Below are 14,496 nucleotides of genomic sequence, written 5' to 3'. Positions count from 1 at the left end.
ATTTATTTATGACAGCTTATTCACGTCGCAAAAAAATGTGTCGTTTCAGCGGTGAAGATTCGTTTGAAATCGACTACAAAGATCTGAACATGTTAAAGAACTACATTACCGAAACTGGTAAAATTGTTCCAAGCCGTATAACTGGCACTCAAACCCGTTTTCAGCGTCAATTGGCCATTGCCATTAAACGCGCTCGTTTCCTGGGTTTACTGCCATACTGCGATAGCCATCGGTAAAAATGAAACACACGGGCGGACTTTTACAAAAACAGGGCCATTTCTTATTGCAAAATGAGAAATATGCCTGGTTTTTGACGGCCGTATTGGCGGTAATTCCGTTTACCGCCTGGGTGTCCTTGTCTGTTATGGCCCTGGTCACCCTGCGTAAAGGCTGGGCTTCTGGTTGCCAATGCTTGATCATCGGGCTGACAGTCTCTCTCTGCATGGCAGAGATGACTACTTCAAGCCCTTATCTGCTGTCAACCATTGCCCTGACCTACCTGACCTGCTACATGGGGGCCTGCTTGCTGCGCGCAACCGCCAGTTGGCAGAAGGTGGCTGTTTTTATCATCAGTCTGGCGACAGTGGTTATCCTTCTGGTTCATAGCCTGGCTTCCGAGTTTATCCTTGCCCAATATAAAATGGTTCAGGAAATGCTCAAAGCCCTTGATCAGGGAAATGTCATTGCCAGCCTGCTTGAGCATCAACCGCCTGAAAACCAGGTCAGTCTCGCAAATTATCTGTTAGGCATTAAGGCCATCAGTGTCTTGTTATCAGCGGTTTTTTCGCTGTTAGTGGCACGCGCCGTACAATCCATGCTCTTTTACCCTGGCGGTTTCAAAAGGGAAGTCATGGCGTTTCGTGCCAACAGTGCCGCGGTTGTTTTGCTATTGGTATGCCTTTATGGGGTCTATCAGCATAACCCCGTGTTATTAAGTTGTTTACCGTTATTTTTTGTCTATCTGATGGCGGCTGGGATTAGTCTAATTCTCAGTCTACTGGCTCAAAAACGTCGTCTCGCGTTCTGGGTGTTATTACTGATGCCCATCGTTGTGGTGCCGTACATTATGCTGCCGGTGTATGTGTTGTTTGGATCAATCGATAGTTTATTTAATTTGAGAGCGCGCCGCTTGTTTTTAGCGGGCGAAAATCAGAACAAGGGGTAAGAGATGCAAGTTATTTTGTTAGAAAACGTTAGAAATTTAGGCAAACTTGGCGACAAAGTGAATGTTGCTAATGGTTTTGGCAGAAATTTTCTGATTCCACAAAGCAAGGCCGTATTCGCTACTGCAGAAAACATTAAATTGTTTGAAGAACGTCGTGCCGAGCTTGAGAAGAAAGCACAACAGGCTCAGGCTGTTGCCGAACAACGTGCAGCCAAGTTGAACGACATCACCCTGGTTATCTCAGCCATGGCCAGTGACGAAGGCAAGCTGTACGGTTCGGTTGGCGTGAATGAAATCCGGGATGCTCTGGTGGAGCGATCCATTGAAGTCAGCCGACGCGAAATCGTCATGCCAGAGGGTCCTATCCATTCTGTGGGTGATTTCACTGTTGAAGTTCATGTTCACAGCGATGTGATTGCGATGCTTCAAATTCAGGTGGTTGCTTCCAAATAAGGATGCCTCGTGTAAAAAAGCCTGCTTCAGCAGGCTTTTTTATTTCACTTGCTCAAGCCTGACAATATCATAGGCAGGTTCTTCATAGGGATGCGCTTGTTTCAATGCCCTAATCGCGTCCGGCAAACGACCCTCTTCACACAGCATTTCCACTTTGACTTCGGTGACATAGGTCAGCTCCAATCGCTCACCCAGCGTAGGGTTTGCGCCTTGCAGCGGACGAAATTGCCCCTGTCCCAGGGTTTGCCAACAGGTCTGATCATAATTTCCGAGCTTGCCGGCCCCTGCGTCAAACAACGCCTGCTTGACCTCTTGCAGATGACTTTCCGGCACATAGAACGACAATTTAAATTCGGGCATTACGCTTTCCATTTAATGTTACACCCCAGGCTTGGTTTTTGTGTGTCACTCACTTTTTGATTCGCCAGCACGCAATCAAGGGCTAAACGAATGGATTCACCTGTCACCGGGATGGGATTCCCTGGCCTGGAGTCATCAAATTGGCCACGATAAATCAGCGACAGCTGATTGTCATAGACAAAAAAATCGGGCGTGCAGGCTGCTTGATACGCCCTGGCTACTTCCTGGGTTTCATCAAAAAGATAGGGGAAGGGGTATTGTTCTGTTATTGCCGTACGCTTCATGTTGTCGGGCGAATCATCAGGATAATTGACAACATCATTGGAGTTAATGGCATAAAAGCGTATGTCTTTGGGCAGGTAATCATTGGCGAGTCGTGTTAATTCCCGGTTGATGTGTTTCACATAAGGGCAATGATTGCAGATAAACATAATCACCGTGGCTTTGGCTTTGTTGTCCTGCTTGAGATTGATCGTTTTACCGGATACCACGTCAGTCAACGAAAAAACAGGGGCCTGGGTTCCCAGTGGGGACATGGTAGAAGGTGTTTTAGCCATAAAATCTCCAGAATTAAAAAACAAGTATTTTCAGGATTGCAATCAGAGCAAATAATGAATTCAGTATCGCCCAGATTAACGCCGCTTTTTTACTGGATGCATTGTAGAACGCATAACAGGCCACTGCACTACCGCCGCTGAAAAAAACCCATTGATTTTCATAAGCAAGCCCTATCGACAGCAGCGCGATGCCGGTTATCCCGATGAGAATAAATAAATTGGTTAACTGGCCGCTTAAGGAGTAAAAAAACAATAATTGCACACAAAGCAGGATGGGAATGGCTAATTGCAGAGCAGGGCCAATGCCGAGAAGGACCGCGCCATGTCCGGCAATTAATATCAATTCCAGGGCGATAAAATAAACCAGTTTGAAATGCAGGGCAGTGAATAACAAGAGCGTCGAGCCAGCGACAAAATACAATTGCGCCGGCATTTTAATCAATCCAAGAAGCGAAACAATGCTGCCTAGAACGCCAAGCAGCGCGAATAATTTATTGTGGGTACTGAGAGGTACCTTACCATCGTAAGTAAATTCCTTTTGCGGCGGCATCATTAATGACCTGTCGTTGTGATTTATTAGTAGATACCCAGTAATTTCCCATATTACTCAAAGCAAATTTAACTCGGGGATATTGGCAAACATCCAGGACATCGCGGCAATTCACTTTGGCTGTGTTGTCATTTTCAGTGTAGAAGCATTGAAAATGCATTTCGCGAATGTCCGAGGCAAAGGCGGCCCAATTCGCTGGTTCAAGTTTGGCAGTCAGCGGAGGACTCATAAACACTTCACGCGTTTCAATGCGCTGGAGTTCGATGGTTCTGTCGCTGCGATTCTGGATGAGGTAAAAGGCTTGATCACCGGTTTCATTCACAATCAGGTGGTAATTACTGTAACCAAAGCCGCTGACTTCGCAACCATGGGGAAATGCTTCGGCATGCGACACGGTGTTCATTAATAAACAGGTTGCCAACACAGTAAACGTACAACGGTAAACAGACATACTCACCTCAATCCTCACATTGAAAACGCATTATATTAATCAGTCTTTAGGCAAATGTGAATGATTCTATGATTCTTTATGCGCAGACATGCGGGAAATGATCATGGGAGAGTAGGTCCTGTACACGCTTAAAGACAGGTACATGATGACATAACCCAGTGAAACTGCCAGATAAACGGGATTAATCTGAGGGTAGTTCCACAAGATCAGTGCCGAACTGATGCCGTAAATCAACGAAAAACTGTGCATCATGATTTTAAGGGTTCTGGATTCCGTCAGGTAATCAAGTCGTGACGGGTAAACGTATTTAATCGGAACGAAAACCAGAATGCACAGGAGGGTGAGAATCAGGGCATTGGTGGACATGGACGTGTTGAAAATAAACATGTAAAACACGGCAATGTTCCAATAACAGGGAAACCCTTTGAAGAAATGATCAGGCGTTTTCGCATCGGACTGACAAAATTGATAGGATGAGGCGATTGTAATGGCCACAATAATGAACAATTTGACATCCGCAGACAGCATGTCCGGTTTAACGAACAGGAAAAAACAGGGCGTGATGACGTAATTGAGGTAATCAACAATATTGTCCAGCAGCGCCCCATCAATATTCGGCAATACGGTTTTTACTCTGACCAGCCGTGCCAGCGTGCCATCGAGGGCGTCAATAACAACCGTTATAGCCATGAACCACAGAGCCTGTACATAATCATGCTGGTAAATTTTGGCCAGCGTTAAAAGTCCAAAGCAGGCTGCGCTGGCGGTAAACGCATGGACGGCCCAGGCAACCAGGTAATGAGCGGGGTGGTAGCCTAGAGTTCTATTTGTCATTAAAATTATCCCAATGTGGAGTAAAGTAAATTCATGCAGACGCACAGTGTACGTATCCGCCTATCGTTCTGAAAATAGTAACAACAATCAAATCCTCTAGGCAACCACTGAAAGTAATACACGAATTGATTATTTTGCTAGAATGGACACATTATGAATAAAAATATAAAAACTGAATTAAATATTATCCATTGCGGGTGTCAACTTCTGGCGGTGCCGCTTTAAACTGTTGCACTCGCGCAGAGATAGTCTAAACTCTTTTAAATTAATAAGAATCCCACACCGCCATGAGCATTCAGACAATCAATCCGGCTACCGAAGAAAAACTTGCTGCATACCCTCTGCTTTCCAGTAAAGACGTGGATCTTCTCCTTGAACGGGCAGACAAAGCCTTCCTCGGCTGGCGCGAAACCGCCTTTGAATTCAGACGCCAGCACATGCTTGCCTTAAGCGATTTACTTCGCCGAAAAAAAAAGGAACTCGCCCTGTTAATCGCCCGTGAGATGGGTAAACCTATTGCTCAGGGTGAGGCGGAAATAGAAAAATGCGCCTGGCTTGGTGAACATTATGCCGAAAAGGCAGACGAGTATTTAAAGCCGCAAACCATACAGACCGAATTGCAGAAATCCACGGTGTATTACCAACCGCTGGGCATTGTTTTTGCGATCATGCCCTGGAATTTCCCTTTCTGGCAGGTTTATCGTTGCGCGATACCGGCCATCATGGCAGGGAATGCCGTGATTTTAAAACACGCGCCGGTGACCACGGGGTGCGGTTTCGCGATTGAAAAATTGTTCATTGAGGCGGGTTTCCCTCCCCACCTGTTTCAACAGGCGGTTGTTGATAATGAGGGAGCGGCTGCGATCATTGCTCATAAGAAAATAGCCTCCCTGAGCTTTACCGGAAGCGAGAAAGCGGGCCGTGTAGTCGCGGCCAATGCGGCGTCGCATTTGAAAAAATCTGTACTCGAATTGGGTGGAAGCGATCCCTACCTTGTGCTTGATGATGCGGACCTCGATTTGGCGGCGGATTGCATCATTAAATCTCGTTTAAGTAATTGCGGTCAGGTTTGCATTGCAGCCAAACGCATTATCGCCGTGGCTTCCGTTCATGATGAACTGGTGGCCAAAATTCAACAACGCCTGCAACACTACGCCATGGGTGAGCCTGGCAACCCTGAAACCACGTTGGGTCCGATGGCGCGTGAGGATCTGCGTGATACGCTGCATCAACAGGTTCTTGAGAGTGTGAAGCAGGGCGCACGTCTGGTGGAAGGCGGCGTATTGCCTGCCGGCCCAGGATTTTATTATCCGCCCACCTTGCTGGTGAATGTCAAACCCGGCATGACGGCCTTTGAGGAGGAGTTATTTGGTCCGGTTATCGCAGTCATTCAGGTGGACAGTGAAGAAGAAGGCATTCGTCTGGCCAACCAAAGCCCGTATGGGTTGGCAGGCGCTGTGTTTACCCGTGACATTGTGCGCGGCGAAGACATTGCCAAAAACCGCATCGAAGCCGGCAGTTGTTTTGTCAATGCCCTGGTAGCTTCCGATCCGAGATTACCGTTTGGCGGCATAAAACACTCAGGCTATGGGCGGGAGCTTTCACGTGAGGGTATTTTGGAATTTGTTAATATTAAAACCGTAGCAATCAAGTGATGTCCCGATGAAGCAATACATTTACATTTCAGCCGCAAGGCAAAGCATGGCCTGTTATGAGCAGGATGCGCTTTGGAAAACCTACCCGGTGTCCACCGGAAAAAATGGCCTGGGTGAGGGCATGGGCAGTGAGTGCACGCCCCGCGGCTGGCACCGTATTCATTCCCGCATTGGATTGGATGCTGCCGAAAACAGTGTGTTTGTAGGTCGAGAATGGACGGGTGAAATTTACGATGCCTCCCTCGCCGCGCGCTACCCGGGGCGAGACTGGATATTAACCCGGATTCTGCAGCTGGATGGTATGGAGCCAGGGCGCAATCAGGGCGGTGACGTCGACAGCCTAAAACGCTACATTTATATCCACGGCACACCCGACTCAACGCCTCTGGGTACCCCCGGCTCCCGGGGATGTATTCGCATGCGCAATAAGGATATGATCGAAGTAGCGGACTGGGTTGCCGTGGGTACCCCGGTCTTTATTGAATAATAGTTTAATAAATTTGCACTATTGCCGTGTAAGTTGCGAAACACCAGTATATAATGCGCGGCAGCTAATTTTTTGTGCCTAATTGAGGTGATTGAATGTCTTACAAATTCGAAGAAGGTAAAGATTTAATCATTTATGCCATCGTTGATAAACTGAAACGTAAAATGGAACCCGAGCAAGCCCAATTGTGCTCCGAGTTCGTGCGGCAGTTTTACAGCACAGTTGCCATGGAAGACCTGTGCGAATGGGATATTGAAGATCTTTATGGGGCAGCGATTAATTTCTGGTCTCTCATCCAGACCCGCGCACCCAATGAAACCAAAATACGTATTTATAACCCCGATTTTGAAAGACACGGCTGGCAAACAACCCACACGGTGGTCGAGGTACTGACCACCGACATGCCTTTTCTGGTTGATTCCTTGCGAATGGTCGTCAACCGCATGGGCTTTGAAGCACATCTGGTCATCCACATGGGTGGCCTTACCGTTAAACGGAATGACAAGAATCAGGTGGTGCAGGTATTGCCCCGCAGCACCAATCCTGCAATGGATAAGAAGAAAGGCATTTTTGTCGAAGCACCGATTTTCATGGAAATTGACCGGCAAACGGATCCGGCAATACTTGAGGAACTGCATCGCAATTTTGACCGCGTTCTTGAAGACAATCGCGCCGTGGTTGAAGATTGGCCGGCGATGCGTGAGCGGGTACGACGAGCCATTGCTGAACTTGACGATGCCCCAGAAGTTCTTGATCCCGCGGAAGCGGAAGAAACCAAGGCATTCCTGGAATGGATTGAAGACCATCATTTCACCTTCCTCGGCATTCGCGATTACGAACTGATTGAAAAAGGGCATGAAACAATTCTACAGCCTCTGCCGGAAACCGGACTGGGGGTGTTGCGGCCAAGCCTTAGCAAATCCACCGCCCGAAGCATTTCGGCCATGACCCCTGAAGCGCGTGAACTCACCCTGTCTTCCCGAGCCCTGGTCATGTTCAAAACCAATACCGAAGCCACAGTTCATCGCCAGGCCTACACGGACTATATCGGCGTTAAACGCTTTAATAAAAAGGGCCAGGTGATAGGGGAGATGCGAATTATCGGCCTGTACACCTCGGCCGCTTACAACACCAATCCCAAACACATCCCGTTCCTGCGCCATAAAGTCGCTAAAGTAATGAACAATTCGACACTGGTGCCGCGAAGCCATGCCGGTAAAGTGTTGTTGAATATTCTTGAAACCCTGCCCCGCGACGATTTAATCCAGGCCTCTGAAGACGAGTTGCTGGAAATTGCCATGGGCATCTATTACATGCAGGAGCGCCGCCGTATTCGTATGTTTGCGCGCGTGGATGTGTATCGACGCTTTATTTCCTGTCTGGTTTATGTTCCCAAAGAGCGTTTCAACACTGAATTGCGGCAGGCCATGCAGCATATCCTTGAGAAAAGCTTTAATGCGGAAGAAATCACCTTTTCCACCTGGTTCTCAGAATCGGTGCTGGCGCGTATTCATTTCATCATCCGAACCAATCCTCAGGATGAAACGCAATGGGATTTCAAAGAAATTGAGCAGAAACTGATTGAGGTTGGCCGCTCATGGAATGACGAATTGCAGCATTTCCTGGTGGAAACCTTCGGCGAAGAACAGGCCAATCACCTGTTTGCCCGATACCGTGGTGCATTTCCGGTTTCTTATTGTGACACTTTCTCGCCGCGAACCGCAGTCTATGACATCAAGCATGTGGAAGCCTTGTCGGAAGAAAACCCGCTGGTGATGAATTTTTATCGTCCCATGGATGAAGTGGCTGACAGTTTCCGCCTTAAGATTTATCAGCACAGCACCACCATTCCACTGTCGGATGTCCTGCCCATCGTTGAACGACTCGGCATGCGGGCAATCAGTGAACGGCCGTATGTGTTGAAATTTGAAGACGGCAGCATCACCTGGATTAATGATTTTGCTCTGCAATACATCCGCGGCGCCTGTTTCGATATCGATGGCATCAAGGACTTGTTCCAGAATGCCTTTGCCAGCGTCTGGTTTGGTCATGCTGAGAACGATGGCTTTAACCAGCTGGTACTGGCGGCCGGTCTCAATTGGCGTCAGGTGGCGGTTTTGCGTACTTACGCAAAGTACTTTAAACAAATCGGCTTGACGTTCAGTCAGGAATACATTGAGTTGGCTTTGCATAATAATGCGGCAATTGCTAAAAAACTGGTTGAGTTGTTTGAAACCCGCTTTAATCCCGAGCCCAACACTCATCGCGAAGACCAGTTTACTAGTCAGATCGATCAGATTTTTACCGCTTTAGATAATGTTAGCAACCTGGATGAGGATAAAATCATCCGTCAGTACGTGCATGCGATTTCTGCCACGTTGAGGACCAATTATTATCAGGTGGATGCCAAAGGAAATCCCAAGAAAAACATTTCCATCAAACTCAACAGCAAGGCGATTCCGGGTGTGCCAAAACCCTATCCCATGTTTGAAATTTTCATTTACTCGCCCCGCTTTGAGGGTGTGCATCTGCGCGGCGGTAAAGTCGCCCGCGGGGGCTTGCGCTGGTCTGACCGAAAAGAAGATTTCAGAACCGAAATCTTAGGCCTCATGAAAGCCCAGCAGGTTAAAAACGCGGTCATCGTGCCAAGCGGTGCAAAAGGCGGTTTTGTGCCCAAACACCTGCCTTTAAACGGCAGCCGTGAAGACATTCAGGCGGAAGGGATTGCCTGCTATCAGGAATTTATCCGCGGCCTGCTTGATATCACCGATAACTACAAGGGCTCCGTGGTTGAAAAACCGGCCAATGTCCTGTGTTATGACGAAGACGATCCTTACCTCGTGGTGGCCGCCGATAAGGGAACCGCGTCGTTCTCTGATATTGCTAACGCCATTTCTTTAGAGTACGGCTTCTGGCTCGGAGACGCCTTTGCATCGGGCGGTTCCGTGGGCTATGACCATAAAAAAATGGGTATTACTGCCCGCGGTGCCTGGGAATCCGTCAAACGTCATTTTTACGAGTCCGGCATGGACATCAATAATGACTTTACCGTGGTGGGTATTGGCGACATGGCCGGGGATGTGTTCGGTAACGGCATGTTGCTGTCTCGGCATATCAAATTGCTGGGTGCGTTTAACCACCTCCATATTTTCATTGATCCGGATCCCGATCCTGAACTCAGCTTCAAAGAACGTGAGCGCCTGTTTAATCTGCCGCGTTCAAACTGGAGCGATTACGACAAGAAGTTAATTTCCAAAGGCGGCGGCGTGTTTAACCGCAGCGCCAAATCCATTCCGGTCAGCAAGGAGATGAAGCAGGTTTTCGGCATCAAACAGACTCAGATTGAACCGAATGAACTGATTCGCATTATCCTTCGCGCCAAGGTGGATCTGTTGTGGAGTGCGGGGATTGGAACCTTCGTCAAAGCGCAAAGCGAAACCCACGCAGACGTTGGCGATCGGACCAATGACGCGACCCGCATCAATGCCAAGCAGTTGCGATGTAAAATGGTGGGCGAGGGAGGTAACCTCGGATTAACCCAGTTGGCCCGCGTGGAATACGCGATGGAAGGGGGGTTAATTTACACTGACTTCATTGACAATTCAGGTGGTGTAAACTGTTCTGACAAAGAAGTTAACATCAAAATTCTGTTAAACAGCATTGTCGCTGCCGGTGATTTAACTCCCAAACAACGCAATGAGCTGCTGGCTGAAATGACGGATGAAGTCGCCGCGCTGGTATTGAGGGATAATTTTGCCCAACCACGGGCCATCAGCTATACCGCCGCTCAGGCGTTAAAATCGGTTGAATTGCACATGCGCTACATCAATGAATTGGAGCGCACTGGAAAAATCGACAGGTCTCTCGAATTCCTGCCAGACGACAAGATGTTTGCTGAACGTAAACTGATCGGTAAAGGGCTTGTGCCGCCATCCATCGCTGTTTTATTGTGCTACAGTAAAACCATTCTTAAAGAACAGATACTGGCGACCAATGTCCCTGAAGACGCGTATTTGAAAACATTCCTGGTCAGCTATTTTCCAAAGCCGCTTCAGGAGCGCTTCAGCACCCAGATGCAGGAGCATCCTCTGCGCCGCGAAATTATCGCGACCCGATTAAGCAACATCATCGTCAATGAGATGGGCTTCACGTTCATTTACCGCATGCAGGATGAAACCGGCGCGCCGGTTTCAGCGATTGTCCGTGCCTATATGATTGCGAGAACGGTGCTTAACATTGACGGTGTGTTGAAAAAAATCAGCGCCCTGGAATCCTTTGTCAATGCGTCCCGTCAGATTGATATTGTCATGCTGTATGTACGGTTAATGCGTCGGGTAACCCGTTGGTTCTTGCGCAGTCAGCGTATGCGCCTGAACATTGGCAAAGCCGTGAAACTCTACGGTCCGGGAGTGGAGGAATTGAAAAAGGCCATCCCCACGATTTACAGTGAAGGAAACCTTGCCCAATACAAAGAGCAATATCAACATTACATTGATTTGGGTATTGATGAGGAATTTGCTCATGAGCTGACCATCACTCGCGCCTTATTCTCCGCCATGGACATCATTGAAGTGGCGCAGAAAATGGAGTTGAGTGTCACGCAGGTGGCGCAGGCTTACTTTGCTATCGGTGAATTCCTTGATTTAGGCTGGATCCGTTCACAGGTTATTGTTCATCCCACTGAAAATAACTGGGAGTCTTTATCCCGTGAAGCCTTGCGGGATGATTTGGATTGGCAGCAACGGCAATTGACAGTGGGTATTATCAGCCTGGATGAAAAGAAAAAAGATTCAATGAAATCATTCGCTCATTGGGCTGAAAACCATACCACCCTGATTGAACGCTGGCGGCATATTCTGGCTGATCTGCGTTCAAGCCAGTCTCTGAACTACACCATGTTTTTTGTGGCCATCAGAGAATTGCTTGATTTAACCCAGACGACCTTGCAGATGTCCGAGAAGGAAGTCACAGCCTAAAACAAAGCGGCTACTTCGGTAGCCGTGAATCATGACAAGGAGTTGAAAATTGAACAATGGTAAATCCGTAATGGCCTATTCGTCCGGTTCCAAATTTTTTCACTGGGCTGTGGCGTTGATTTTAATTCTCATGCTGGCGGGAAGTTTTTTTCTGGATGATGTACCGGAGCAATGGCAAGGCATGGCCTACATGATGCACAAGTCATTCGGGATTACCATTCTGGCCTTGATGATTTTACGAATCATCTGGATAATTCGCACCGGCAAACCGGCTTTGCCCGCGTCAGTGCCGGCTTGGCAGGTCTTTGCTGCTCGCTTTGTGCAATATGCCCTGTATGTGTTTGTTATTCTCATGCCCATTGTGGGCTGGGTGATGTCAGTGGCTGCCGGCAGGCCGCCGCGTTTGTTTGGCTTGGTTACGTTAACGTTGCCCGGTATTCCTAAAGATGAATCGCTGGCTCATTTTCTGGCGGAAGTGCATGAGGTTATCGCCTGGATTATTATTGCGCTGCTGGTTCTGCACGTGGCCGGTGCATTGAAACATTACTTTGTTGACAAAGATGGCGTTGTGCAACGCATGTTGCCTGGGCGCCGGAATGTGGATACGCCTCACCTGTGATCGAAAGGCATAAGCCGGGTTTCGACCTTCAAAGGCGGAATCCGGCTTAATGCCTCTTTGGGTTTTCCAAGGCATCAAGCAAAGTCAGGGGTTCACTCTGGTTTTCGACAGTCACCACCTGAGCATGCTCAAACTGAATGCTCACCGCGATTAAGTAGCAATCGCTGCCTTTGGGACAACAATCGACCAGCTCACCTATTTCTTGCTGGGTTCCCTCATTAAAAAGACGACTGCCAGGTACCAGAGGCTTGTCGCTGAAGACGGTGAACACCTTAAGCCCATGCTTCAATTTGGCTTTATAGTGTGTGCGGGCGATGATTTCCTGCCCTTTGTAGCACCCCTTGTCAAAACTGATGTAACCCTGTTTGTGCAAATCAAGGCGATGCGCGAGAAACAGACCGCGGGTTTCAGGATAGATGGTCACATGACGGTTTAAAAGCTGCAAATAATGCCAGCCGAGCGTACCGCGGTGCTGTGACGCAGGGAAGCCCTCAAGGTAATGGCTTATTCTGTCCTGACGGATAAGTGCCAGAAACAGATTATTGCCGAGGGAATAACAACAGTAATCATCAGCGGCGGCGGCATGACCTGATTCGTCGGGCAAGGTGAGCCGCGGCAGTGTCTGGCTGCTGTTGTTGATTAAAAAACCAACTGCATGCCAATCCGTCTTAACCTGCAGGCTTACGCGCGACAGCATGGCCGTCTTGGCCAGACTGTTTTTAGTGTCATCAATCAAATCCTTTTGTAACACGAGGTGATAACCCTGCCAATCAATCACGTCAAGCAAGGCCATGATGCGCCCTTTCAGGTTGCATAAGGCACCCCGCTGCACGGTGGAAGGAGTGACCAGGCGCACATCACAGGTCACCTGACCCTGCAGAAAATCAGCCGCTTTGGCGCCTTCCACGGCAAGGACTGCTAAATCGGGCAGATGAAAAACATAATTTTCAGCGGCATCAAAATGAACTTCATCCGCAAGAGGATGTCGGGTTTCGTAAGTACGGTTTGCGATAGTGTAAGCGCTATGATTCATAGGATGACCTGAAATTGCCTTATGATTGCGATAGTTTGCAAGTTTAGTGTAACATTCACCGCTTTTACAACTGAATAACCATGATGGACGCAGCCAGAAAAGCAAAACTGACATGGCAATGCCGACGCGGGATGTTGGAACTGGATCTTCTCCTGAACCAATTTCTTAACCGCCAGCTGGACCAGCTGAATGAGGAGCAACTTGCTCAATTTGAAATCTTGCTGCAGCAGCCCGATCCAGTCCTTTACAGCTGGTTAATGGGCAGCGCACCAGCCAATAGGGACGTGGAAGACATTGTCAGACGAATTCAATTACAGGATTACCTTAAATAAATCCACCCATTATCTGTACTTGCTGGTGTTGCTCAATGCAGCCGCCTCCTGGCTGCTGATTCATTCGGGGTTGCCATGGGCTGTGTGCTTGCCATTGATAATCATTCTCCTGATAGTACTCGCTCTGGGAATCAGGACACCTTATCCGGCCGGTCATTACCGGGAATTCATTCATCAGGGCGGTACCTGGCACTTGCTCAGTCCTCATGCCACGGAAACAGTGGCCCGGCATCGCCTGCTGCTGCATGCAGGCCTGTTCATGCTGATTAAATTTTTTTCTGAGGACAGCCAAAAGGTACTGGTCATTTTTTGTGATCAGCTTCGTCCAGAGGATTTCAGGCATTTGAAAATCATTGAAAAAGTGAAATAGCATTAAAGAATGCGCCAAATTTGTCGATATATTATCCAATATGGTTGGATATTGATATCATGGGCCTATCATCAGGGGAAACGGATTATCAATTAATTCATAGTGCACTTAATGGCAATGAAAAGGCCATTAACCAACTGATATCCCGCTATTACCAAAAAATTACCCTGCAAATCAGGCTGCAGGTGCACGACGCTGCAGCGGTCAATGATCTGGTACAGGATGTCTGCATTAAATTATTTCGCCATATCCGGCAATTTGACTGCCGATCAAGTTTCACCACCTGGCTCTATCGCATCATTCAAAACACCGTTAAAAACTATTACCGAAGCCGGCAATTAATGGCTGAGCGTGAGGCGGCCGTTGAGTGCCTGCCGTCCGATACGGTGGCCAACCCAGAGGCCCTGTTAATTGAATTTCAATTAGGGAAACGCCTGGATGTCCTGTTTGGCCGGTTGCCTTTGGGCATGCAGCAGTGCTTTCTCCTGCACGTGTTTGGCGGTTTAAGTTATGATGAAGTGGCCGCTTACCTCAAATGTCCGCTGGGTACGGTTCGCTCCCGCATTTGCCGCACCCGCGAGATGCTTTGGACAGGTATTAATAAACCAAATGACAAGAGAAAGCATTAAAAAGCTGTGTTAGAATGGCTGCATC

Annotated in this window: 16 protein-coding genes; 10 read left to right on the top strand and 6 right to left on the bottom strand. The window is 48.2% G+C overall.

All coding sequences use genetic code 11. The features are described from left to right. The first annotated feature begins 8 nt into the window (after positions 1–8). The 3 genes from rpsR to rplI are packed head-to-tail and all read left to right on the top strand — an operon-like array spanning position 9 to position 1,618. Positions 9–236 (top strand): 30S ribosomal protein S18, encoded by a 228-nt coding sequence (gene rpsR / locus DYE45_RS08510; RefSeq protein ID WP_058526896.1) that lies wholly within the window; start codon positions 9–11, stop codon positions 234–236. Between the two features lie 2 nt (positions 237–238). Further along, positions 239–1,165 carry a hypothetical protein gene (locus DYE45_RS08505; protein ID WP_108293912.1) on the top strand — a complete coding sequence of 309 codons (927 nt, stop codon included), beginning with the start codon at positions 239–241 and terminating at the stop codon, positions 1,163–1,165. A 3-nt stretch (positions 1,166–1,168) separates the two neighbouring features. Further along, the gene (gene rplI, locus DYE45_RS08500) at positions 1,169–1,618 is read left to right on the top strand and encodes a 50S ribosomal protein L9 (protein WP_108293910.1); all 450 of its coding nucleotides are present in this window, start codon (positions 1,169–1,171) and stop codon (positions 1,616–1,618) included. 39 nt (positions 1,619–1,657) lie between these two features. Here rplI and DYE45_RS08495 read toward each other — a convergent pair whose 3' ends face one another. The 5 genes from DYE45_RS08495 to pcsA all read right to left on the bottom strand — a co-directional run bounded on the left by DYE45_RS08495 (position 1,658) and on the right by pcsA (position 4,370). After that, positions 1,658–1,978 (bottom strand): YqfO family protein, encoded by a 321-nt coding sequence (locus DYE45_RS08495; protein ID WP_115300757.1) that lies wholly within the window; start codon positions 1,976–1,978, stop codon positions 1,658–1,660. Further along, on the bottom strand, positions 1,978–2,535 hold the full coding sequence (locus DYE45_RS08490) for a thioredoxin family protein (protein ID WP_115300756.1): 558 nt from the start codon (positions 2,533–2,535) through the stop codon (positions 1,978–1,980). The genes DYE45_RS08495 and DYE45_RS08490 overlap by 1 nt, the downstream gene beginning before the upstream one ends. 13 nt (positions 2,536–2,548) lie before the next feature. After that, a complete protein-coding gene (locus DYE45_RS08485; protein ID WP_242602715.1) occupies positions 2,549–3,088 on the bottom strand; it encodes a hypothetical protein in 540 nt (179 codons plus the stop codon). Next, positions 3,051–3,536: an enhanced entry protein EnhB gene (locus DYE45_RS08480; protein WP_108293904.1), complete on the bottom strand. Its 486-nt coding sequence runs from the start codon at positions 3,534–3,536 to the stop codon at positions 3,051–3,053. The genes DYE45_RS08485 and DYE45_RS08480 overlap by 38 nt, the downstream gene beginning before the upstream one ends. 66 nt (positions 3,537–3,602) lie before the next feature. After that, positions 3,603–4,370 carry a phosphatidylcholine synthase gene (gene pcsA / locus DYE45_RS08475; protein ID WP_108293902.1) on the bottom strand — a complete coding sequence of 256 codons (768 nt, stop codon included), beginning with the start codon at positions 4,368–4,370 and terminating at the stop codon, positions 3,603–3,605. 287 nt (positions 4,371–4,657) lie between these two features. Between pcsA and DYE45_RS08470 the strand changes: the two genes are divergently transcribed. The 4 genes from DYE45_RS08470 to DYE45_RS08455 all read left to right on the top strand — a co-directional run bounded on the left by DYE45_RS08470 (position 4,658) and on the right by DYE45_RS08455 (position 12,107). Beyond that, positions 4,658–6,025: an NAD-dependent succinate-semialdehyde dehydrogenase gene (locus DYE45_RS08470; RefSeq protein WP_108293900.1), complete on the top strand. Its 1,368-nt coding sequence runs from the start codon at positions 4,658–4,660 to the stop codon at positions 6,023–6,025. A gap of 7 nt (positions 6,026–6,032) precedes the next feature. Further along, positions 6,033–6,512: a L,D-transpeptidase gene (locus DYE45_RS08465; protein WP_108293898.1), complete on the top strand. Its 480-nt coding sequence runs from the start codon at positions 6,033–6,035 to the stop codon at positions 6,510–6,512. A 95-nt stretch (positions 6,513–6,607) separates the two neighbouring features. Next, positions 6,608–11,488, top strand: coding sequence for an NAD-glutamate dehydrogenase (locus DYE45_RS08460; protein WP_108293896.1), 4,881 nt, complete (start codon positions 6,608–6,610; stop codon positions 11,486–11,488). 49 nt (positions 11,489–11,537) lie between these two features. Next, a complete protein-coding gene (locus tag DYE45_RS08455) occupies positions 11,538–12,107 on the top strand; it encodes a cytochrome b (RefSeq protein WP_242602716.1) in 570 nt (189 codons plus the stop codon). A 46-nt stretch (positions 12,108–12,153) separates the two neighbouring features. Here the strand turns inward: DYE45_RS08455 and ygfZ are convergent, their stop codons facing one another. Beyond that, positions 12,154–13,140 (bottom strand): CAF17-like 4Fe-4S cluster assembly/insertion protein YgfZ, encoded by a 987-nt coding sequence (gene ygfZ, locus DYE45_RS08450; RefSeq protein ID WP_160160704.1) that lies wholly within the window; start codon positions 13,138–13,140, stop codon positions 12,154–12,156. A gap of 80 nt (positions 13,141–13,220) precedes the next feature. On the opposite strand from ygfZ, the gene DYE45_RS08445 reads away from it, so the two are divergent. The 3 genes from DYE45_RS08445 to DYE45_RS08435 are packed head-to-tail and all read left to right on the top strand — an operon-like array spanning position 13,221 to position 14,471. After that, complete coding sequence (locus tag DYE45_RS08445) at positions 13,221–13,472, top strand: FAD assembly factor SdhE (protein WP_108293890.1); 252 nt, start codon at positions 13,221–13,223, stop codon at positions 13,470–13,472. Continuing rightward, on the top strand, positions 13,435–13,842 hold the full coding sequence (locus tag DYE45_RS08440) for a protein YgfX (protein ID WP_133138203.1): 408 nt from the start codon (positions 13,435–13,437) through the stop codon (positions 13,840–13,842). The genes DYE45_RS08445 and DYE45_RS08440 overlap by 38 nt, the downstream gene beginning before the upstream one ends. A gap of 59 nt (positions 13,843–13,901) precedes the next feature. Continuing rightward, a complete protein-coding gene (locus tag DYE45_RS08435; protein ID WP_108293886.1) occupies positions 13,902–14,471 on the top strand; it encodes an RNA polymerase sigma factor in 570 nt (189 codons plus the stop codon). The last annotated feature ends 25 nt before the right edge of the window (positions 14,472–14,496 follow it).

It is taken from the genome of Legionella taurinensis (assembly GCF_900452865.1).
GTDB lineage: Bacteria > Pseudomonadota > Gammaproteobacteria > Legionellales > Legionellaceae > Legionella_C > Legionella_C taurinensis.
This window is presented reverse-complemented; position numbering and strand designations above follow the sequence as displayed.

Coding starts and splice junctions, on each gene's coding strand:
- pcsA (WP_108293902.1), bottom strand. CDS start 4,370: ATGACAAATAGAACTCTAGGCTACCACCCCGCTCATTACCTGGTTGCC.
- DYE45_RS08465 (WP_108293898.1), top strand. CDS start 6,033: ATGAAGCAATACATTTACATTTCAGCCGCAAGGCAAAGCATGGCCTGT.
- DYE45_RS08490 (WP_115300756.1), bottom strand. CDS start 2,535: ATGGCTAAAACACCTTCTACCATGTCCCCACTGGGAACCCAGGCCCCT.
- ygfZ (WP_160160704.1), bottom strand. CDS start 13,140: ATGAATCATAGCGCTTACACTATCGCAAACCGTACTTACGAAACCCGA.
- DYE45_RS08505 (WP_108293912.1), top strand. CDS start 239: ATGAAACACACGGGCGGACTTTTACAAAAACAGGGCCATTTCTTATTG.
- DYE45_RS08495 (WP_115300757.1), bottom strand. CDS start 1,978: ATGCCCGAATTTAAATTGTCGTTCTATGTGCCGGAAAGTCATCTGCAA.
- DYE45_RS08435 (WP_108293886.1), top strand. CDS start 13,902: ATGGGCCTATCATCAGGGGAAACGGATTATCAATTAATTCATAGTGCA.
- rpsR (WP_058526896.1), top strand. CDS start 9: ATGACAGCTTATTCACGTCGCAAAAAAATGTGTCGTTTCAGCGGTGAA.
- DYE45_RS08460 (WP_108293896.1), top strand. CDS start 6,608: ATGTCTTACAAATTCGAAGAAGGTAAAGATTTAATCATTTATGCCATC.
- DYE45_RS08445 (WP_108293890.1), top strand. CDS start 13,221: ATGATGGACGCAGCCAGAAAAGCAAAACTGACATGGCAATGCCGACGC.
- DYE45_RS08470 (WP_108293900.1), top strand. CDS start 4,658: ATGAGCATTCAGACAATCAATCCGGCTACCGAAGAAAAACTTGCTGCA.
- DYE45_RS08485 (WP_242602715.1), bottom strand. CDS start 3,088: ATGATGCCGCCGCAAAAGGAATTTACTTACGATGGTAAGGTACCTCTC.
- rplI (WP_108293910.1), top strand. CDS start 1,169: ATGCAAGTTATTTTGTTAGAAAACGTTAGAAATTTAGGCAAACTTGGC.
- DYE45_RS08480 (WP_108293904.1), bottom strand. CDS start 3,536: ATGTCTGTTTACCGTTGTACGTTTACTGTGTTGGCAACCTGTTTATTA.